General features: G+C 74.4%; 17 protein-coding genes. 12 read left to right on the plus strand and 5 right to left on the minus strand.

Annotation, left to right across the window (positions count from 1 at the left end):
• Positions 1-50 precede the first annotated feature (50 nt).
• Entirely contained in the window at positions 51-1,469 is a 1,419-nt protein-coding gene (locus ACFY15_RS26770; protein WP_390690462.1) for a peptidoglycan recognition protein, read from the plus strand.
• 80 nt (positions 1,470-1,549) lie between these two features.
• A complete protein-coding gene (locus tag ACFY15_RS26775; protein ID WP_390690463.1) occupies positions 1,550-2,542 on the plus strand; it encodes a DNA-3-methyladenine glycosylase family protein in 993 nt (330 codons plus the stop codon).
• A gap of 80 nt (positions 2,543-2,622) precedes the next feature.
• On the opposite strand, the gene ACFY15_RS26780 is transcribed toward ACFY15_RS26775, so the two are convergent.
• The 3 genes from ACFY15_RS26780 to ACFY15_RS26790 are packed head-to-tail and all read right to left on the minus strand — an operon-like array spanning position 2,623 to position 5,512.
• Positions 2,623-3,918, minus strand: coding sequence for a coenzyme F420-0:L-glutamate ligase (locus ACFY15_RS26780; protein WP_390690464.1), 1,296 nt, complete (start codon positions 3,916-3,918; stop codon positions 2,623-2,625).
• Entirely contained in the window at positions 3,915-4,874 is a 960-nt protein-coding gene (gene cofD, locus ACFY15_RS26785; protein WP_390690465.1) for a 2-phospho-L-lactate transferase, read from the minus strand. Before cofD ends, ACFY15_RS26780 begins: the two co-directional genes overlap by 4 nt.
• Positions 4,875-4,930: 56 nt before the next feature.
• A complete protein-coding gene (locus tag ACFY15_RS26790) occupies positions 4,931-5,512 on the minus strand; it encodes a cysteine dioxygenase (protein WP_390690466.1) in 582 nt (193 codons plus the stop codon).
• Between the two features lie 648 nt (positions 5,513-6,160).
• Between ACFY15_RS26790 and ACFY15_RS26795 the strand changes: the two genes are divergently transcribed.
• The 3 genes from ACFY15_RS26795 (at position 6,161) to ACFY15_RS26805 (ending at position 11,767) form a co-directional block, all read left to right on the plus strand.
• Entirely contained in the window at positions 6,161-6,424 is a 264-nt protein-coding gene (locus tag ACFY15_RS26795) for a WhiB family transcriptional regulator (RefSeq protein WP_003983763.1), read from the plus strand.
• A gap of 256 nt (positions 6,425-6,680) precedes the next feature.
• Positions 6,681-10,283, plus strand: a complete 3,603-nt coding sequence (locus tag ACFY15_RS26800) for a glycosyltransferase (RefSeq protein WP_390690467.1) — start codon at positions 6,681-6,683, stop codon at positions 10,281-10,283.
• The gene (locus ACFY15_RS26805; RefSeq protein ID WP_390690468.1) at positions 10,280-11,767 is read left to right on the plus strand and encodes a DUF5719 family protein; all 1,488 of its coding nucleotides are present in this window, start codon (positions 10,280-10,282) and stop codon (positions 11,765-11,767) included. Before ACFY15_RS26800 ends, ACFY15_RS26805 begins: the two co-directional genes overlap by 4 nt.
• A 28-nt stretch (positions 11,768-11,795) precedes the next feature.
• On the opposite strand, the gene ACFY15_RS26810 is transcribed toward ACFY15_RS26805, so the two are convergent.
• A complete protein-coding gene (locus ACFY15_RS26810; RefSeq protein ID WP_390690469.1) occupies positions 11,796-12,272 on the minus strand; it encodes a metallopeptidase family protein in 477 nt (158 codons plus the stop codon).
• A 217-nt stretch (positions 12,273-12,489) separates the two neighbouring features.
• On the opposite strand from ACFY15_RS26810, the gene ACFY15_RS26815 reads away from it, so the two are divergent.
• The 6 genes from ACFY15_RS26815 to ACFY15_RS26840 all read left to right on the plus strand — a co-directional run bounded on the left by ACFY15_RS26815 (position 12,490) and on the right by ACFY15_RS26840 (position 18,321).
• Positions 12,490-12,864, plus strand: a complete 375-nt coding sequence (locus tag ACFY15_RS26815) for a DUF3499 domain-containing protein (protein WP_042818885.1) — start codon at positions 12,490-12,492, stop codon at positions 12,862-12,864.
• 78 nt (positions 12,865-12,942) lie between these two features.
• Positions 12,943-14,313, plus strand: coding sequence for a phosphomannomutase/phosphoglucomutase (locus ACFY15_RS26820; protein WP_390690470.1), 1,371 nt, complete (start codon positions 12,943-12,945; stop codon positions 14,311-14,313).
• Positions 14,314-14,704: 391 nt separating this feature from the next.
• Entirely contained in the window at positions 14,705-14,890 is a 186-nt protein-coding gene (locus ACFY15_RS26825) for a Trm112 family protein (protein ID WP_351829954.1), read from the plus strand.
• A gap of 53 nt (positions 14,891-14,943) precedes the next feature.
• Entirely contained in the window at positions 14,944-16,077 is a 1,134-nt protein-coding gene (locus tag ACFY15_RS26830) for an SIS domain-containing protein (RefSeq protein WP_390690471.1), read from the plus strand.
• 45 nt (positions 16,078-16,122) lie between these two features.
• Complete coding sequence (gene manA / locus ACFY15_RS26835) at positions 16,123-17,295, plus strand: mannose-6-phosphate isomerase, class I (protein ID WP_390826158.1); 1,173 nt, start codon at positions 16,123-16,125, stop codon at positions 17,293-17,295.
• A gap of 75 nt (positions 17,296-17,370) precedes the next feature.
• Positions 17,371-18,321, plus strand: a complete 951-nt coding sequence (locus tag ACFY15_RS26840) for a cation diffusion facilitator family transporter (protein WP_390690473.1) — start codon at positions 17,371-17,373, stop codon at positions 18,319-18,321.
• An 89-nt stretch (positions 18,322-18,410) separates the two neighbouring features.
• Here the strand turns inward: ACFY15_RS26840 and lepB are convergent, their stop codons facing one another.
• On the minus strand, positions 18,411-19,154 hold the full coding sequence (gene lepB, locus ACFY15_RS26845; RefSeq protein WP_390826159.1) for a signal peptidase I: 744 nt from the start codon (positions 19,152-19,154) through the stop codon (positions 18,411-18,413).
• Between the two features lie 392 nt (positions 19,155-19,546).
• Here lepB and ACFY15_RS26850 point away from each other — a divergent pair.
• Positions 19,547-20,211 (plus strand): adenosylhomocysteinase (locus ACFY15_RS26850; RefSeq protein WP_390826160.1); only part of this gene is annotated, 665 nt, incomplete at its 3' end.

Below are 20,211 nucleotides of genomic sequence, written 5' to 3' on the forward strand. Positions count from 1 at the left end.
CGTCAGTTCTCCGATGGCGCTCCGTGGTGGGTGTGCCCAGCATCGCTTCCATGCGCGGATTCCTTGCTTCCTCGATCGGTGTCGTGACGGCCGCCGCACTGGCCCTGCCGCTCGCGCTCTCCACTCCGGCCCTGGCCGAGGCGGTCCCCGTCGTGCCGGGGTCCACCCAGTCGCTGCCCCTCGTCCCCCTCGGACCGTCCACCGGGGCCCGGATCCCCGGCGTCCCCGGCATGAGCGCCTCCCCGGACCTGCCCGAGACCCGGGGCCTGGCCCCGCGTGACGTCACGACGTTCTCCCTGGTCGGGGTCGTCTGGGACGACGCGGCGGCGGAACTCTCCGGCCGGGTCCAGGTCCGCACCCGCTCCGTCGCCACCGGCGCCTGGTCGGGCTGGCAGGACGTGGACACCCACAACGGCGAACACGCGGCCGACCCCGACGCGGTGGAACGGGGCACCGGCCGCGTCCGCGGCGCCACCGCCCCGCTGTGGGTCGGCCCGTCCGACGGCGTGGAGATCCGCGTCCAGGCGGAGCACGGCTCCGCCCCCACCCGCGCCGCCGCCCGCCCGGGCCGCCTCCCGTCGGGCCTGCGCATCGAACTCGTCGACCCGGGCTCGGCACCGCCGTCCTCCCCGGACGGCAAGAACGGCGCGTCCCCGGCCTCCTCCCCGGCCCTCCCCCCGGACGACGACAAGGGCGACATCGCCGCCGCCCTCCCCGAACTGTCCATGGGCGCGGCGGAGTCCTCCTCCGCCAACGTCCCGCACGCCCCGCTCGGCGCCCTGGAGATCAGCGCCCTCAACCAGGCCGACTCCACCGCCGACGCGATCGCCGCCGACGGCGAACTCGCCGCGGCCGCCCGCCCGTACATCGGCCCGCGCCCGCGGATCGTCACCCGGCGCGGCTGGGGCGCGGACGAATCCCTGCGCGAGCCGGGCTTCGTCTACACGAGCACGGTCAAGGCGGCGTTCGTCCACCACACCGCCTCCGGCAACAACTACGCCTGCAAGGACGCCCCGGCGGTGCTGCGCAGCCTGTACCGCTACCACGTGGTCAGCAGCGGCTGGCGGGACTTCGGCTACAACTTCGCCGTGGACAAGTGCGGGACGGTCTACGAGGGCCGGGCGGGCGGAGTCGCCAAGCCGGTGCTCGGCGCGCACACCATGGGGTTCAACGCGGACAGCATGGGCGTGGCGGTGATCGGCACCTACTCCTCGACGGCCCCGCCGAAGGCGGCGGTGAACGCGGTGGCCCGCCTCACGGCCTGGAAGCTCGGCCTCTTCGGGGCGGACCCGCGGGCCAGGACCACGCTGAGGTCGGGCGGCGGAAACCGGTACAAGAAGGGCTCGAAGGTCAAGCTGAACGTCATCTCGGGCCACCGCGACGGCTTCGCCACGGAATGCCCGGGCCGCCTCCTCTACAAGCAGCTCCCCCCGACCCGCACGGCCTCGGCCAAGCTCCAGGGCCGTTAGGGCGCGGGCCCGCCATCGCCCTCTCGCGGGGGAGACGGCGGGCCCGCCCGGCTGTCACCCCCCGCCGTTACGCTCGAAGCATGGCCGGACGTTTCGATCCCCTCACCCGTACCGACCTCCGCGCCGGTCGTACGCCCGTGCCCGCCGGTCCCGGCGTGGCCGCCGGGGGCGGGGCGAAGCGGCGGGGCTGGAGTTGCGGCCGGCCCGTCGACCTGGGGCTCGTCCTCGGGCCCCTGCGCCGGGGGCCGGGCGACCCCACCTTCCGCACCACCCCCGACGGGTCGGTCTGGCGTGCCACGCGGACCCCCGACGGGCCCGCCGCCCTCCGGGTCTGCGCCACTCCCGACGGGGCGGAGGCCGAGGCGTGGGGGCCGGGCGCCGACTGGGTCCTCGACGGGCTCCCGGCGCTGCTCGGCGCCGACGACGACCCCTCTGCCTTCGTCCCCCGCCACCGCCTCGTGCACGCCAGTCACCGCCGCCGGCCCGGCCTGCGCCTCACCCGCACCGGACTGGTCCTGGAGTCGCTGATCCCGACGGTCCTGGAGCAGAAGGTCACCTCCGACGAGGCCTACCGCTCCTGGCGCCGCCTGGTCCGCCTGCACGGCGAGCCGGCCCCGGGGCCGGGCGGTCTGTACGTGATGCCCTCCGCCCGGGACTGGGCGCTGATCCCCTCCTGGGACTGGCACCGGGCCGGGGTGGACGCGAAGCGGTCCGCCACCATCGTGCGGGCCGCCCGGGTGGCGGCCCGGCTGGAGGAGGCGGCCGCCATGGAGCTGCCGCAGGCCGTCGCACGGCTGGAGGCGGTGCCCGGAATCGGGCCGTGGACCTCCGCCGAGACCCTCCAGCGCAGCAACGGCGCCGCGGACGCCGTCACCACCGGCGACCTGCACCTGCCCGGGATCATCGGCTACGCCCTCACGGGGAACCGGGACGCCGGTGACGCCGAGATGCTGGAGCTCCTCGCCCCGTACGCGGGCCAGCGCCACCGCGCGGCCCGCCTCGTCCTGCTGGCGGGCCGCACGCCGCCGCGCCGCGCCCCCCGCATGTACCGGAGCGACATCGGCCGTCTCTGAGACGGGCGGGGCCGGGCGGGGGCGGGAAGGGCCGGGCGAGGGCGGGCAGGGACGGCCCGGGCCGGGCCGGGTCCTGCGGCCTACCGGACCTCGATGAACTCCTCCGCCGTCCGGCCCGGCCGCTGCGCGGGGGCCGCGGCGGGGTGGCCCACCGCGACGGCCCCCATCGGGTCCCAGTCCTCCGGCAGGCCGAGCACCTTGCGGACCACGTCCCGGCAGAACATCGTCGACGACACCCACGCCGAGCCCAGCCGCTCCCCGGCCAGTGCCACCAGGAAGTTCTGCACGCCCGCGCCCGTGGCGACCACGAACATCTCCCGCTCGGCGGCGTCGCGCCGGGCGTGTCCGTAGTCGTGCGCGCCGTCCGTGACCATGCACGGCACCACCAGGTAGGGGGCGTTGCGCAACACGTCCCCGCGCCGTACCCGCCGGGCGATGGACTCCTCGGACTTGCCGTCGCGCCGCAGGTCGGCGATCCAGGCGTCCCGCATGGCGTCGAGCAGTTCCAGCCGGGCGGCGGCCGACTCCAGCAGGACGAACCGCCACGGCGTCGTGTGGTGCGGGGCCGGGGCCGTCACCGCCGCCGCCACCGCGCGGCGTACCGCGCCGGGGTCGACCGGCTCGTCGGTGAAGGCGCGGACGGTGCGGCGCTGCGTGACGGCTTCCCGTACGGCCTCCGAGGTGCCCAGCCGGAACATGTCGTCGGCCGGTGCCCGTACGAGGTCCCGGGCGGTGGACGCGCCGCCCACCAGGTGCCCCAGGCCCCGGACGACCGCCACCGGGAGCCCGTTCGCCTTGCCCTTGACGAGGTCTCCGGCGGCCGCGAGTTCGTCCGCGGTCGCCACGACGGTAGCGCTCAGGGGGTTGCCGTGGGCGTCGGCGCCGCCGCGCAGGTCCTCCAGGACGCGCACCCCGGCCGCGCCGATGGCGACGTCGGTGAGCCCGGAGCGCCAGGGCCGCCCGAAGGTGTCGGTGATCACCACGCCCACGTCGACCGAGAGCAGGGCCCGCAGCCCGGCCCGGAGGGCGGCGGCGGAGGCGTCGGGGTCCTCGGGGAGCAGCAGTACGGTCCCGGGCTCGGTGTTCGAGGCGTCGACGCCGGCCGCGGCCATCACCAGCCCCTGCCGGTTCTCGACGATCCGCAGCGGACCCCGGCGGGCGACGACGCGGACGGTCTCCGCGTCGATGGCCTCCTCGCGGGAGCCGGCCCGTACGATCCGCCCCTCCGCCTTCGAGACGATCTTCGAGGTGACCAGCAGGACGTCCCCGTCGCGCAGGTCGGGCGCCGCGCCCGCGATCAGCGCGGCCAGGTCGTCGCCGGGCCGCACCTCGGGGATCCCGGGGAGGGCGCGCACCTCGTACGAGGAGGCGCTCACCGGGCCTGCCCGGCGAGGTCCAGTGCGGCGCGCGCCATGGCGGCGGTGGCGGCGGGGTCGGTCATCATCAGCGGCACGGCCCGGCAGGCGATGCCCGCGGCGGTGACCGCTTCGACCGCGTCGGCGTCGGAGGTGTCGACGAGCCAGCCGTCGAGCAGCTCGGACCCGTAGTGCAGGGCGACGGCGGTGGCCGTGGACTCCACGCCGACCGCGGCGAGCACCTTGTCGGCCATGCCGCGCACGGGGGCCCCGCCGACGATGGGGGAGAGGCCGACGACGGGCGCCGGGGCCTGCGCCACCGCTTCGCGGATGCCGGGGACGGCGAGGATGGTGCCGATGGAGACGACCGGGTTGGAGGGCGGGAAGAGGATGACGTCGGCGGCCGCGATGGCCTCCAGCACACCGGGTGCGGGCTTGGCCTGCTCGGCGCCGACGGGGACCACGGCCTCGGCGTCGAGGGAGGCGCGCAGCTTGACCCAGTACTCCTGGAAGTGGATGACGCGGCGTTCGCCGGTCTCCGGGTCGTTGACGGCGACGTGCGTCTCGACGCGGTCGTCGGACATGGGCAGCAGGCGGACGCCGGGCTGCCAGCGGTCGCAGAGGGCCTCGGTGACGGCGCTGAGCGGGTAGCCGGCGTCGATCATCTGGGTGCGGACGATGTGGGTGGCGAAGTCGCGGTCGCCGAGGCCGAACCAGGACGGTCCGACCCCGTATGCCGCGAGTTCCTCCTTGACGGTGAAGGACTCGTCGGTGCGGCCCCAGCCCTGGTCCTCGTTGATGCCACCGCCGAGGGTGTACATCACCGTGTCCAGATCGGGGCAGACCTTCAGCCCGAACAGGTGAATGTCGTCACCGGTGTTGCCGATGACGGTGATGTCCGCGTCGGGGACCGCCGACAGCAGTCCGCGGAGGAAACGGGCGCCGCCGATACCGCCGGCCAGAACAACAATGCGCATGCGGACAGTCTGTCAGCAGCCGCGGGACGTCCACCGCGGGGCGGTGCCCGGGCGGGTCAGGCCGGGACGTGCTCCTGGTGGGCCGGGGAGCAGCTGTGCATCGGCATCTCGGTGAGGCCGGGGAAGTAGACGTGCAGGCTCACGGCTCCTTCGAGGGCGTCGTTGACGACCTCGTGGGCGTAGCCGGGGCCGAAGACGCGCTGGGCGCCGGCGCGGTGGGTGAGCCGCCCGCGGGGGGTGTGCTCGGTGAGCTCCCCGTCGAGGACGGTCAGGACGCCGGAGGAGGCGCCGTGGTCGTGGAGGCCGCTGCCCTGGCCGGGGACCCAGCTGAGCAGCCAGACCTCGTAGCCGATGGGGGCACCCCCTGTCCGAGCGGAGTCGAGAGCTTGGGGGACGGCGCGCAGGCGGTGGTACCAGCGGGTGGTGGCGTCGTACTGGACGAGGTGCTCCCAGCTCGCGCGGTCCTCGGCGATGGAGCGGGCGAGGCCGGCGAACTCGGCGACGGTGGCCGGGTGTTCGCGGGCGGGCTGGAGGAGGTGCTGGACGGCGAGGATGTCGCCGGCGATCTGGAGGTCGCTCTCGACGACGGCGGGAGCGGCGGAGGAGGCGGCAAGGGCGGAGGCGGGGGCGCTGTTCATCGTGGGGGTGTCCTCGACGTGTGTCAGTCGTGCGGGGCGGTTGCTGTGGGGGGAGTGGCCGGTGCGCGGAGGAGACGGGGCTCCTGGGGCATCAACAGCTGCAACAGCAACAGCGAACCTGGGCAGCACACAGGAACCCACGAATGGGGGTCCGGGTGGTGGCTGCGGGCGCTGACATGGAGACAAGGAGACCGGGCCGAGGGTCGGACTGTCAACCCAATGTCCGTTTTGAGGGGAAACTTTCACCTCATCCGGTTACTGCGCACGGAGAAAGGTTTGTGCAGTCCATGCCGGGGGATGTGCCGCATCACTGATCCAGTGGGAGCCGTGCCCAAACCTCCCGACGCCAAGTCGTGACCGGAATGTGATCCGCGCCGCATCTGTGACCGGACTGCAACCCCTCCGCGGAGTGAAGCGTCGGCCCAGGGGAGAAGGTGTCGCTCGCCGGGACCGGTGGCTTCTGTCACGATTTTTGGCGATATGAACACTTTCTACATACGTTTGGTTCCGCAGAGTGAATAAGGCGCCCAATAGCAGATCTCGGCTTGACTGGGCAGAAGCCACACACTTGTAATTTCACTCGTGTCGTTACCTGGTGACCGGTAACGGCGACACCACGGGGACGCACAGACAGAGCGAGGGGCGCACATGACCGAGCTGTTTCAGGAACTGCTGGTCGAGGAGGCGGACGAGGAGCTCGGATGGCAGGAGCGCGCTCTGTGCGCCCAGACCGACCCCGAGTCCTTCTTTCCCGAGAAGGGCGGCTCCACCCGCGAGGCCAAGAAGGTCTGCCTCGCCTGTGAGGTCCGTTCCGAATGCCTCGAGTACGCCCTCGCCAACGACGAGCGATTCGGCATCTGGGGCGGCCTGTCCGAAAGAGAACGCCGCCGCCTGAAGAAGGCAGCGGTCTGACCCGGCCGCACGACGGCCCGCAGAACCGCACGCAGACCACCTGGTCAACCGCGCTCCGCGGAGCGCCGCACACCCCAGCAGACAGAGCGAACGGTCCGCCTCCCGCACCTTCCCCGCAGGAGGCGGACCGTCGCGTTCAGGGCCTTCCCCGCAGGAGGCGGACCCGCCCCTTCCCAGCCGTTAGTGTGGGGCGCTGTCCAGCAGCCTCCGAGGGCACACCACCCCCGGATCCCCAGGCCGGAGGGCCCGTACCGCGATGTCCCCGCACAGCAGCTCGCCGGTCTCCCACCAGGCGGCCGCCACCCCCGAGTTCCCCCGGCACGTCGTCACCGCGGTCCTCGTCGCCCACGACGGAGCCCGCTGGCTGCCGCAGACCCTCGCCGGACTCCTCGCCCAGGAACGCCCCGCGCAGGCCCACGTCGCCGCCGACACCGGCAGCGCCGACGAGTCCGCCCGCCTCCTCTCCGAGGCCCTCGGCGACGAGCGCGTCCTGCACCTCGCCCGCCGCACCGGTTTCGGCGCCGCCGTCGACGAGGCCGCCCGCACCGCCGGGACCCTCACCCCCGACGACCTGCCCTACCTCAAGCGCCCCAGCGGCTGGGACCCCGTCAGCCGCACCTGGCGCGACGACACGTACGACCTCCCCGACCTCCCCCACGGCGAGCCCGTCCAGTGGCTCTGGCTCCTCCACGACGACAGCGCCCCCGAACCCGACGCCCTCACCGAACTCCTGCGCGTCGCCGACCAGAACCCCGACGCCGCCGTCATCGGCCCCAAGCTCCGCGGCTGGTACGACCGCAAGCAGCTCCTCGAAGCCGGCGTCACCATCGCGCGCGGCGGCCGCCGCTGGACCGGCCTCGACCGCCGCGAACAGGACCAGGGCCAGCACGACCAGGTCCGCCCCGTCCTCGCCGTCTCCACCGCCGGCATGCTCGTCCGCCGCGACGTCTACGACGACCTCGGCGGCTTCGACCGCCGCCTGCCCCTCATGCGCGACGACGTCGACCTGTGCTGGCGCGCCCACAGCGCCGGCCACACCGTCCTCGTCGCCCCCGACGCCGTCCTGCGCCACGCCGAGGCGGCCTCCCGCGAGCGCCGCACCGTCGACTGCGCCGGCCGCTCCGCCGTCGACCCCCACCGCGTCGACAAGGCCGGCGCCGTCCACACCCTGCTGGCCAACACCCCCGGCCGCGCCCTGCCCTACGTCCTGCTGCGCCTGGTCCTCGGCACCCTCCTGCGCACCCTCGGCTACCTCATCGGCAAGGCCCCCGCCCAGGCCGCCGCCGAGTTCACCGGCCTGCTCGCCACCCTGCTGCGCCCCGGCCGGATCCTCGCCGCCCGCAAGGCCCGCCGCCGCAGCGCCGTACCCGCCGCCGAACTGCGCCCCCTGTTCCCCCCGCCCGGAGCCACCCTGCGGGCCGGCGCCGAACAGCTCGCCGCCTACCTCGGCTCCGGCCGCGACACCGACACCGCCCCCACCGGACGGCACGGCGGCGCCGTCGAGTCCGGGCCCGGCGGCGACGACGCCGACTACCTGGAGATCGAGCAGTTCTCCCGGCTCAAGCGGATCGCCCGCAAGCCCGCACCCGTCCTGTTCGCCCTGCTCCTGCTGGTCTCCCTCGCCGCGTGCCGCGCCCTCGTCGGCGGCGGCAGCCTCATGGGCGGCGCCCTGCTCCCCGCCCCCGCGAGCGCCCTGGACCTCTGGCACCGCTACACCACCGACTGGCAGCCCGCCGGCACCGGCACCACCGCCGGGGCGCCCCCCTACCTCGCCGTCCTGGCCGCCCTCTCCGCCCTGCTCTTCGGCTCCACCAAGGCCGCGCTGGCCCTGCTGCTCGTCTGCTCGGTCCCACTCGCCGGCCTCACCGCCTACTTCGCCTCCCGGCCGCTGGTCGAGTCCCGGCTGCTGCGCGCCTGGGCCGCCGTCGCCTACGCCTTCCTGCCCGCCGTCACCGGGGCCCTCGCCGGGGGCCGCCTGGGCACCGCCGTCCTCGCCGTCCTCCTGCCCCTGCTGGCCCGCTCCGCCGTCACCGCCTTCGGGTTCGCGGACCGCGACGCCCCCGGCACCTGGCGCGCGGTGTGGACGCACACCCTGCTGCTGACCCTGGCCACCGCCTTCACCCCCGTCGTCTGGCCGCTCGCCGCCGCCCTCGGCACCGGAGCGCTGCTGGTGCGCCGGGCGCGCTGGAAGACGTACGCCCCCCGGCTGCTCGCCGCCCTCGCCGTCCCCGTCCTCGTCCTCGCGCCCTGGTCCCTGGGCCTGTTCACCCACCCCGAACGCCTCCTGCGCGAGGCCGGGCTCCCCTACGGCAGCGGCTCCGCCACCCCCCTCGGCCTGCTCACCGCCGACCCCGGCGGCCCCGGCACCGCCGGCGGGCTCGTCCTCGCAGGAACCCTGCTCGCCGCCCTCGCCGCCCTGCTCCGCGCCGACCGCCGCCCGGCCCTCGCCACCGCGTGGACCGCCGCCCTGGCCGGGCTGTTCCTCGCCGTCCTCCTCAACCGCACCGGCTGGGCCGGCCCCGGCACCCTCCTCTACGGGCTCGGGCTGATCGCCGCCGCCGTGGTCGGCGCGGACGGTGCCCGGGAACGCGTCGCCGCCCGCAGCTTCGGCTGGCGCCAGCCGCTGGCCGCCCTCACCGCCCTCGCCGCGGCCGCCGCACCGCTGCTCGCGGCGGCCGCCTGGACGGTCGCCGGCGCCGACGGCCCGATCGGACGCCGCGACCCCGTGAGGGTCCCGGCCTTCGTCGCCGCCCAGTCCGAGGACAGCAACCGCACCCGCACCCTCGTCCTCGGCGGAGACTCGCCCGCCACCGTCTCCTACACCCTGGTCCGCGGCGGGGGTGTCCTCCTCGGCGACGCCGAGGTCCTCGCCGGGGCGGGGGCCCAGCCCCGCCTCACCCAGGCCGTCTCCAGCCTGGTCTCCGGCTCCGGGGCCGACCAGTCCGAGCAGCTCAGCGCCTTCGCCGTGCGGTACGTGATGATCCCCGCCGGCGGGCCCGCCGGACTGCGGCAGATCCTCGACGGAACCCCCGGCCTCAAGCAGCACCACCAGGACGACGGCACCGCCGTCTGGGAGGTCCAGCGCCAACCCGCCCGCGTCGCGATCGTCCCCGCCAGGCAGGGCCAGGCCCCCATCGCCGTCGACGCCGGCCCCGTCGAGGCCCACGCGAAGATCCCGGCCGGCGAGGAGGGCCGCACCCTGCGCGTCGCCGACCGCGCCGACCCGGGCTGGAAGGCCACCCTCGGCGGCAGGCCCCTCACCCCCGTCACCGTCGACGGCTGGGCACAGGGCTTCGAGCTGCCCCGGGAGGGCGGCCGGCTCGACCTCGTCCACGAGGACTCCGCCGCCCGGGACGCCTGGCACTGGGCGCAGGGCCTGCTCGCCCTGGTCCTGCTGGTGATGGCCCTGCCGGGCCGCCCCGCCCGCCTCGACGACGACCTCCCGGAGGAGACCGCCCCCGCCGCGGCGGACGGCGAGCCCGGCCAGGGCCGCCGCGCCCGCCGCCGGGGCGCGCCCGCCGCCGGGCACGAACCCGAGGCCGGCCCGGCCGAGGCCGTCGTCGACCCGTACGCGCAGATCCCCGCCCAGCAGGTGTACGGCGAGGAGTCGTACGCCTACCAGGAGCCCTACGCGTACGAGCCCGCCCAGGAACCCCCGTACGGGTCGGGCCACGAGCAGCAGCCGTCCGGCGCACCGCAGTACCCGCAGTACCCGGAGTACGGCGGGGCCTACGCCCAGCCCGGGGAGCAGTACCCCTTCCCGCACCAGCAGCAGCCCCACCCGTACGAGTACGAGCCCCAGCAGTACGACACCTACGGACAGCACCACCCGCGTCCGGACGGGAGCCACCAGCCGTGAAGCAGCGCGCCCCCCTGACGCTCGCGGCCGTGACGGCGGTCCTCGCCGCCGGCTGCGGCCTGGCCTTCGTCACCGCCCCCGGCGCGGCCCCGGCCGCCGACGCCCGGCGCGCGGCGGCCGCCCGGATGCCCGTGGAGCGCTCCGTGCTGGTCTGCCCGGCGCCCAGCTCCTCGGACATCGCCGACACCACGTACACCTCCGTCACCCCGGAAACCCCCGGGAAGGCCGCCGGCAAGGGCGCGGCCCGGCTGGCGACCAAGGAGGGCAAGGCCGTCCTGGAGCCCAGGGTGCCCGGCACACCGGTAGCGGCCACCGCCTCCGGCGCCGAGGCGCCCGCGCTGACGGGCTCCGCGCAGGGCGCCATGGCCCCCGGCTGGACCGCCCAGCAGACCACCAAGGTCGCGGTCGGCCAGGCGCGCGGCCTGCTCGGGCTCGCCTGCACCGCGCCCGGCACCGACTTCTGGTTCCCCGGCGTCAGCACCGCCAAGGGCCGCCAGGACTACGTCCACCTCACCAACCCCGACGACACCGTCGCCGAGGTCGGCATCAAGCTCTACGGCCCCGACGGCCTGCTCAAGCCCAAGCCGGGCACCGCAGACCCCGTCATCACGGTCGAACCCCACTCCACCACCAAGGTGTGGCTGGCCCCCCTGGCCGCCGACGCCCAGCTCCCGGACGTCACCGCACACGTGACGACCAGCTCCGGCCGGGTCGGGGCCTCCACGCAGATCGCCGAGGACGGCGTCGGCTCCGACTGGCTGCCGGCCGCCGCCGGCCCGGCGGGGTCCCTGGTCCTGCCCGGCATCCCGGCGGACGCCGCCTCGGTCCGGCTGGTCGCCTTCGCCCCCGGCGAGGACGACGCCGACCTGACCGTGAAGCTGTCCGGCCCGAACGGGTCCATCAGCCCGGCCGGCAAGGAGCAGCTGCACGTCAAGGCCGGGATGACCGCCTCCCTGGAGCTGGCCGACCTCACCCGCGGCGAGGCCGGCTCGCTGCTGCTGGCCCCCGCCGACCCGAAGAAGCCCGTCCCGGTGGTGGCGGCGCTGCGGGTGGTCCGCGGCACCGGCGCCAAGCAGGAGGTGGCCTTCATCCCGGCGAGCCCGCCGGCCGGAGAACGGGCCACCGTCGCCGACAACCGCCCCGAGGACAAGGCCACGACCCTGACGCTCACCGCCCCGGGAGCCGACGCCAAGGTCCGCATCACCGCGTCCCCGGGCACCGAGGGCGGGAAGGCGGCCGTCCAGGAACTCGCCCTCAAGGCGGGCACCACCCGCGCGCTGACCCCCACCCCGTCCCCCGCCGGCGGCAGGGGCCCGTACGCGCTGACCGTCGAGACCCTCTCCGGCGGCCCGGTGTACGCGGCCCGCACCCTGACCCTGCCGCAGGACGGGATCCCGATGTTCACCGTCCAGACCTTCGCGGACGACCGCTCGCGGGTCTCCGTCCCGAAGGCCGTCGAGGACCCCTCGGTCCTGGTCCGCTGAGCGGGGGCCGGCCCCCGCTCAGCAGGACTCAGTCCTGCCCGTAGCGGGGGTCGACCGTCTCCGGCGAGAGCCCCAGCAGCTCCGCGACCTGCTCCACGACGATCTCGTGCACCAGCAGGGCCCGCTCGTCGCGCGTCTTCGCACGGATCTCCACCGGCCGCCGGAACACCACGATCCGCGGCGGCCGCCCGTCGCGGGCCTCCACCAGGCCGCCCAGCGGCACCGCCTCGTCGTTCCAGCCGGCGTCCGGACCGCCCGGCGGCCCGGGCACGTCCGCGATCACGAACTCCACCTCGTCCAGCTGCGGCCAGCGTCGCTCCAGCCGCTCCACGGAATCCCGCACGAGGTCGCCGAACAGCTCCGCCCGGCTCGCCGACAGCGGCACCTGGGGCGGGGCCAGCGGCCCGCGCATCCCGCGGCCGTGCCGGTCGCGCCGCCGGATTCTGGGCTCCCGGGGGGCCGTCGCGTCGGGTCCGGGGCGGGGAGGAAGCGAACTGTCCGTCACCCCGGCAGGGTAGCCCGCGCGGGAGGGCGCGCCACGGCCTCGATCCGGTCACGACCTGGTGTCGCGGCGGTGTCGCACCCCGAACGATCCGGCCAAGATCGCGCACCATTACGGACTCGGTGCCCCTGTTCGTCACCGCCCCGCGGACACGACACGGGGGAGTGGCCGGGGGGCGAGTCGTCGCGGCCCGGTCAAGAGTGCGGTACCGTCCAACGTCGTGAGCCTTGTACGTCGCTGTTCGCGCACCGCGTGCGGCCGCCCTGCCGTCGCCACACTGACGTACGTCTACGCCGACTCGACCGCAGTTCTCGGTCCGCTCGCCACCTACGCCGAACCCCATTGCTATGACCTGTGCGCCGAGCACTCCGAGCGCCTGACCGCCCCGCGCGGCTGGGAGGTCGTCCGCCTGTCGGACGGCTCCGGGCCGTCCCGCCCCAGCGGCGACGACCTCGAAGCCCTGGCCAACGCCGTCCGTGAGGCGGCCCGTCCGCCCGAGCGCGCGGCCGAGGCGGGAGGCTCCTCCGGGAGCGCGCCGACGCCCGGCGAGACGCGTCGCGGACACCTGCGCGTCCTGCGTTCGCCCGACTCCTGACACCCGGATCGTCTGAAAAGCCACTCTCCGTACAAGGTAGGTTTGCCCCACCGCACGTAATCCTCAGGAGGGCAGGCAGTGGCCGCAGATCTTTCGAACATCGTCAAGGCCTACGACGTACGCGGCGTCGTACCGGACGAGTGGGACGAGCCGCTGGCCGAACTGTTCGGCGCGGCGTTCGTCGAGGTCACCGGTGCGAGCGCCATCGTCGTCGGCCACGACATGCGGCCCTCCTCCCCCGGCCTGTCGGCCGCCTTCGCCCGCGGCGCGGCCGCCCGCGGCGTCGACGTCACGCTGATCGGGCTGTGCTCCACCGACCAGCTGTACTACGCCTCCGGCAAGCTCGACCTGCCCGGCGCCATGTTCACGGCCTCCCACAACCCGGCCCAGTACAACGGCATCAAGCTCTGCCGCGCCGGCGCCGCCCCCGTGGGCCAGGACACCGGCCTCGCCACCATCCGCGAGCTCGCCGAGAAGTGGACCGACGAGGGCGCCCCCGAGATCCCCGCCGGCACCGTCCCGGGCACCATCACCGAGCAGGACACCCTCGCCGGCTACGCCGAGCACCTGAAGTCCCTGGTGGACCTCACGGCGATCCGCCCGCTGAAGGTCGTCGTCGACGCGGGCAACGGCATGGGCGGCCACACCGTCCCCACCGTCTTCGAAGGCCTGCCCCTCGACCTCGTCCCGATGTACTTCGAGCTGGACGGCACCTTCCCGAACCACGAGGCCAACCCCCTCGACCCGAAGAACATCGTCGACCTCCAGGCCCGCGTGAAGGCCGAGGGCGCCGACCTCGGCCTCGCCTTCGACGGCGACGCCGACCGCTGCTTCGTCGTCGACGAGCGCGGCGAGGGCGTCTCCCCGTCCGCCATCACCGCCCTGGTCGCGGACCGCGAGCTGGCCCGCAACGGCGGCACCGGAACGATCATCCACAACCTGATCACCTCCTGGTCCGTCCCGGAGGTCGTCCGCGAGAACGGCGGCACCCCCGTCCGCACCCGCGTCGGCCACTCCTTCATCAAGGCCGAGATGGCCGCCTCCGGCGCGATCTTCGGCGGCGAGCACTCCGCGCACTACTACTTCAAGGACTTCTGGAACGCGGACACCGGCATGCTCGCCGCGCTCCACGTCCTCGCGGCTCTCGGCGGCCAGGACGGCACGCTCTCCGACCTGGTCTCCTCCTACGACCGCTACGTCGGCTCCGGCGAGATCAACTCCACCGTCGCGGACCAGGTCGCCCGCACCGCCGAGGTCAAGGCCGCCTACGCCGGCCAGGAGGGCGTCACCTTCGACGAGCTGGACGGCCTCACCGTCTCCGCCGCCGACTGGTGGTTCAACCTCCGCCCCTCGAACACCGAGCCGCTCCTGCGCCTCAACGTCGAGGCCCGCGACGAGGCCACCCTCGCCAAGATCCGCGACGAGGTCCTGGCGCTCGTCCGCGCCTAGCAGAACGCCTCCGTGCGGCGGGGCGCGACCCGCCCCGCCGCGCGAAATCATCCCCGCCGGCGATCGGGGCGCGGGGGTGCGGCGGCAGAACCCCCGCAACGGCGCCGCACCCAACGACGCGTGACCCCGCCAGGCGGGGCCATCCCGCCGGGCGGGGCCATCCCGCCGGGCGGGGCCATCCCGCCGGGCGGGGCCACCTGGCCTGGGCGGGGCCACCTGGCCTGGGCGGGGCCACCTGGCCTGGGCGGGACCACCTGGCCTGGGCGGGACCACCCGGCCTGGGCGGGCCCCCTGCCTGGCGGGCGCACGCCGACCCGCTGAGCCGCACGCCCAGTGACTCGGCGGTACGCTGACCTCGCCCAACCCGCAACCCCCGAAGGGAAACCGCCCCATGCCGCTCGAAGCCGGCCTGCTGGAGATCCTCGCCTGCCCCGCCTGCCACGCCCCCCTTCAGGACAACTCGGCGGACGAAACCGCCCCCGAGCTGATCTGCACTGGCCAGGACTGCGGCCTCGCGTACCCGGTCCGCGACGGCATCCCGGTCCTCCTCGTCGACGAGGCCCGCCGCCCCGCCTGACCAGGCCCCACCGCTCGACCAGCCTGGATCCGTCAACACCGCCGGAGGCCCCCATGCTCGACGAGTCACTCCTCGACGCACCGGACGATCTCGCCCGTGCCGACCGCCGCGGCCTGCTCCGCGGCGCCGCCGAGGCCGGGGCCAGGGTGCGCACCGCCGCCCGGCACGCAACCGAGGCCGGCCTCGCGGACCTGCGCCCCGACGGCCGCCCCCGTGCCGTGCTCATCGCCGGCCCCGGCACCGCCGCCATCGGCGTCGCCGACCTCCTCGGAGCGCTCGCCGGAGCCTCCGCCCCCGTCATCCGCCTCCACCCCACCGGCGTCGCGCACGCCTCCGGGGCGCTGCGCTGGACCCTGCCCGGCTGGGCCGGACCCGTGGACCTGCTGCTCATCGCCACCACCGACGGCACCGAACCGGGCCTCGGCGTCCTCGCGGACCAGGCCTACCGGCGCGGCTGCACCGTCGTCGCCGTCGCCCCCGAGCGCTCGCCGCTCAGCGAGAGCGTCGACGGAGCCCACGGACTCCTCGTACCGATGGCCAAGGCCCCGTACCAGGAGTACGACGAATCCGCCGCCGCCGGACCCGGCGCCCTGTGGGCCCTGCTCACCCCGCTGCTGCTACTCCTCGACAAGGTCGGGCTGATCGCGGCCGCCCCCGAGACCCTCCAGGGCGTCGCCGACCGCCTCGACCGCACCGCCGAACGCTGCGGCCCGGCCATCGCCACGTACTCCAACCCGGCCAAGACCCTCGCCGCCGAGCTCGCCGACTCCCTCCCCCTCATCTGGAGCGAGGGCACCGGCGCCGGCCCGGCCGGCCGCCGCTTCGCCGCGACCCTCGCCGAGCTCGCCGGCCGCCCCGCGCTCGCCGCCGACCTCCCCGAGGCCCTGCCCCGGCACGGCGTGCTGCTCGCCGGCTCCTTCGCCGCCGGAGCCGACCCCGACGACTTCTTCCGCGACCGCGTCGAGGAGCCCCAGGCCCTGCGCGCCCGCGTCGTACTGCTGCGCGACCGGCCCACCGGCGGGCTCACCGCCGCACCGGCCGCGCGCGAGCTCGCCCTCAGCCACGACACGGCCATCAGCGAGCTCGAACCGGAGGAGGGCGGAGAACTGGAACAGCTCGCCGAACTCCTCGCCGTCACCGACTTCGCCACCGCCTACCTGGCGCTGGCGACCCGGGGACAGAGCTGAGGCACACAGCCGTGCCCGCACCGCACCAGATCCAGAAAGACGACGATGGACCGCCTGACGAACACGATCCGCCCCTACGCGTGGGGATCCGCCACCGCGATCCCGGCCCTCCTCGGGGTCGAGCCGACCGGTGAGCCCCAGGCCGAGATGTGGATGGGCGCCCACCCCGGCGCCCCCTCCCGCCTCGACCGCGGGGCCGGCGAGACCACCCTGTCGGCCGTCATCGCCGCCGACCCCGAGGGCGAGCTCGGCCCCGCCGCCGTCGCGAAGTTCGGCCCGTCCCTGCCGTTCCTCCTGAAGATCCTGGCCGCCGGCGCCCCCCTCTCCGTCCAGGTCCACCCCGACCTCGCCCAGGCCAAGGCCGGCTTCGAGGACGAGGAGCGGCGCGGCGTCCCCATCGACGCGGGCCACCGCAACTACAAGGACGCCAACCACAAGCCCGAACTCATCTGCGCCCTCACCCCCTTCGACGGCCTGTGCGGCTTCCGCCCGCCGGCCGAGGCCGCCGACCTCCTCGAAGGCCTCGGCGTCGACTCCCTCAAGCCGTACGTCGACCTCCTGCGCGCCCACCCCGAGGAGGCGGCCCTGCGCGAGGTCCTCACCGCCGTCCTCGGAGCCGACCGCGCGGACATGGCCCACACCGTCGCCGAGACCGCGGCCGCCGCCGAGCGCCTCGGCGGCCCGTACGCGCCGTACGCCGGGCTCGTCCACGACTACCCCGGCGACCCGGGCGTGATCGCGGCCATGCTCCTCAACCACGTCCGGCTCCAGCCCGGCGAGGCCATGTTCCTCGGCGCCGGCATCCCGCACGCCTACCTCGACGGCCTCGGCGTCGAACTCATGGCCAACTCGGACAACGTCCTGCGCTGCGGGCTCACCCCCAAGCACGTCGACGTCCCCGAGCTGCTGAAGGTCGTCGTCTTCGAGCCCAGTGCCCCCGGCGTCCTGCGCCCCGAGGCCGACGGCGAGGAGGTCTACGAGACCCCCATCGACGAGTTCCGCCTCTCCCGCTTCGCCCTGGCCCCCGGCGGCGCCCCCCACACCCTCCCCGGCACCACCCCGCAGATCCTGCTCTGCACCGCCGGGCAGTGCACGGCGCGTTCGGCGCAGGCCGGCGAACTGGCCCTGGTTCCGGGCGAGTCGGTGTTCGTCCCCGCGGGCGAAACGGTCGAACTGTCCGGAAACGGCACCGTCTTCCGGGCCACCGTCGTCGTCTGACACGGCAACGGCCGCACGGGCGGCTGCAACAATGTGCGGCCGTAGTCAGTGGCCAGGAAAGGACATCCAGCACCCATGAGCGCGTCGGGCGGCACCAAGGCGATCGTGGCGGCACTCGCCGCCAACCTGGCCATCGCTGTGGCCAAGTTCGTGGCATTCCTCTTCAGCGGCTCCTCGTCGATGCTCGCGGAGAGCGTCCACTCGGTCGCCGACTCCGGCAACCAGGGCCTGCTGCTGATCGGCGGCAAGAAGGCGAAGCGCGAGGCCACCCCGCAACACCCCTTCGGGTACGGGCGCGAACGCTACATCTACGCCTTCATCGTCTCCATCGTCCTCTTCACGGTCGGCGGCCTGTTCGCCCTCTACGAGGGCTACGAGAAGATCCACGACCCGCACCCCATCGAGGCCTGGTACTGGCCCGTCGGCGTGCTCTTCTTCGCGGTCGTCGCGGAGGGCTTCTCCTTCCGCACCGCGATCAAGGAGTCGAACGAGACCCGCGGCCGTCAGTCCTGGGGCCAGTTCATCAAGAGCGCCAAGGCCCCCGAGCTCCCCGTGGTCCTGCTGGAGGACCTCGGAGCGCTCGTCGGCCTCGTCCTCGCCCTGTTCGGCGTCGGCCTCGCCCTCCTCACCGGCAACGGAGTATGGGACGGCATCGGCACCCTCTGCATCGGCACCCTGCTGATCGTCATCGCCGTCATCCTGGCCCTGGAGACCAAGTCCCTGCTCCTGGGCGAGTCCGCCGGCACCGCGGAGGTCGAGAAGATCAAGGCCGCGCTCGTCGACGGGGACACCGTCACCGGCGTCATCCACATGCGCACCCTGCACCTCGGCCCCGAGGAGCTCCTGGTCGCCGCCAAGATCGCCGTCCAGCACGACGACACCGCGACCGAGGTGGCCAACGCCATCAACGCCGCCGAGGCCCGCATCCGCGCCTCCGTCCCGATCGCCCGCGTGATCTACCTGGAGCCGGACATCTACAACCCCGAGGCCGCGAAGGCCTCCAAGGCGGCGAAGACCGACGGCTGACCGGCCGGACCGGCACCGGACACACGAAGGCCCCCACGGCTCCTTTGGGTCCTAGGAGTCGTGGGGGCCTTCGCCCGTACGGAGGGACGCTACGACTGCACGTCCGCGCGCTCACCGGACGCCGCCGGAGACTGGGCCGGCGCGGCCACCACGGCCACGGGCACCGCCGCCGGAGCGGGGACGGCGGCCACCGCCCGGGCCCGCCGCCCGGCCCGCCGGGCCGCGAACGCCAGCACCGCGCCGACCACCATCACCAGCACACCGGCCAGCTGCCCCCACACGGCAAGCTTCGCCATCGGGTACATCACGACCTTCGCGACGACCCTGTCCGCCGCAACCGGCCCGTTGTTCGCGTACTGCGAGCCGTCCGAGTTCATCCGGTTGTCGGCCATCAGGAACACGTACCCCTCGGGCACCGTCACGTCGAACGCCACCGCCGACGGGTTCTTCCACTGCTCCAGGTACGGCTCGTCCAGCGCTTCCCCGTTGAGCACCAGGCGGTACTGGCCGGCGATCTTGCTGCTCGGCTTGTAGCGGATCCGGTCCCCGGCCACGGCGATGACCCGGTTCATCTGTGTCTTCTGCAGGGACCACGGAACGGACGCGAGGACGATGTCACCCCGGCGCAGCTTCCCTGCGGCCACCGGCTCCAGGTAGATGCTCTCCCCGTCGGTGTAGGTCGGCGCCATCTGCCAGCCGGCCGCCCTGCCCTCCGAGTACCGCGCCGGAGGGTTGACGGCCTTCGCCACCGTCACCCCTCCCAGGATGACCGCCCCGAGCACCAGCAGGACGATCGCCGCGATCCCGCGCCTGCGCCCTGGCCTGTGTGTCATTTCGTCCCTTCCGATGTACCTGCCTTGCATCGTAGGTCGACGCCGGCACGGCGGACGCCGCCGGGGCCCTGGTGCACCAAGTCCGCACATACCGATTCGGACACTGCCCGCACGCCTCCGACGAGGAGGGGATCAAAAGTCCGAAAGGCCCCGAACACTCCGTCGTACGGTCCGAAAACGGGGCGGTACTCCTTCCCCTGCGGGCTGGGGCCCGCCGCGCCGACCGGTGTAGATTCGTCATCAGTGTCAGGCGTCGCTGCTGATGGCGGTCGGGCGGTCCTCGCGACCGGCCGAGGGGAGAGAGGGCCCCGCGACGGACTGTGCTCGGCGCACCGGCTTGCCCGTGCGCGGCTCAGCCGTACCCACCTCTCGACCCATGAGGAGCAGCACCCATGGACTTCAAGGTCGCCGACCTTTCCCTTGCCGCCTTCGGCCGCAAGGAGATCACCCTGGCCGAGCACGAGATGCCGGGTCTGATGTCGATCCGCCGGGAGTACGCCGAGGCGCAGCCGCTGGCCGGCGCCCGGATCACCGGCTCCCTGCACATGACCGTGCAGACGGCCGTCCTGATCGAGACCCTGGTCGCGCTCGGCGCCGACGTCCGCTGGGCCTCCTGCAACATCTTCTCCACCCAGGACCACGCGGCCGCCGCCATCGCCGTCGGCCCGAACGGCACCCCGGAGAACCCGCAGGGCGTTCCGGTCTTCGCCTGGAAGGGCGAGACGCTGGAGGAGTACTGGTGGTGCACGGAGCAGGCGCTGACCTGGCCGAACACCCCCACCGGCGGCCCGAACATGATCCTCGACGACGGTGGCGACGCCACCCTCCTCGTCCACAAGGGCGTCGAGTTCGAGAAGGCCGGCGCGGCCCCGGACCCGTCCACGGCGGACTCCGAGGAGTACGGCCACATCCTGACCCTGCTCAACCGCACGCTCGCCGAGTCCCCCCAGAAGTGGACCCAGCTCGCCTCCGAGATCCGCGGCGTGACGGAGGAGACCACCACGGGTGTCCACCGCCTGTACGAGATGATGCAGTCCGGTGACCTGCTGTTCCCGGC

Origin of the sequence: Streptomyces sp. NPDC001373 (assembly GCF_042895815.1) — a bacterium.
Lineage (GTDB): Bacteria > Actinomycetota > Actinomycetes > Streptomycetales > Streptomycetaceae > Streptomyces.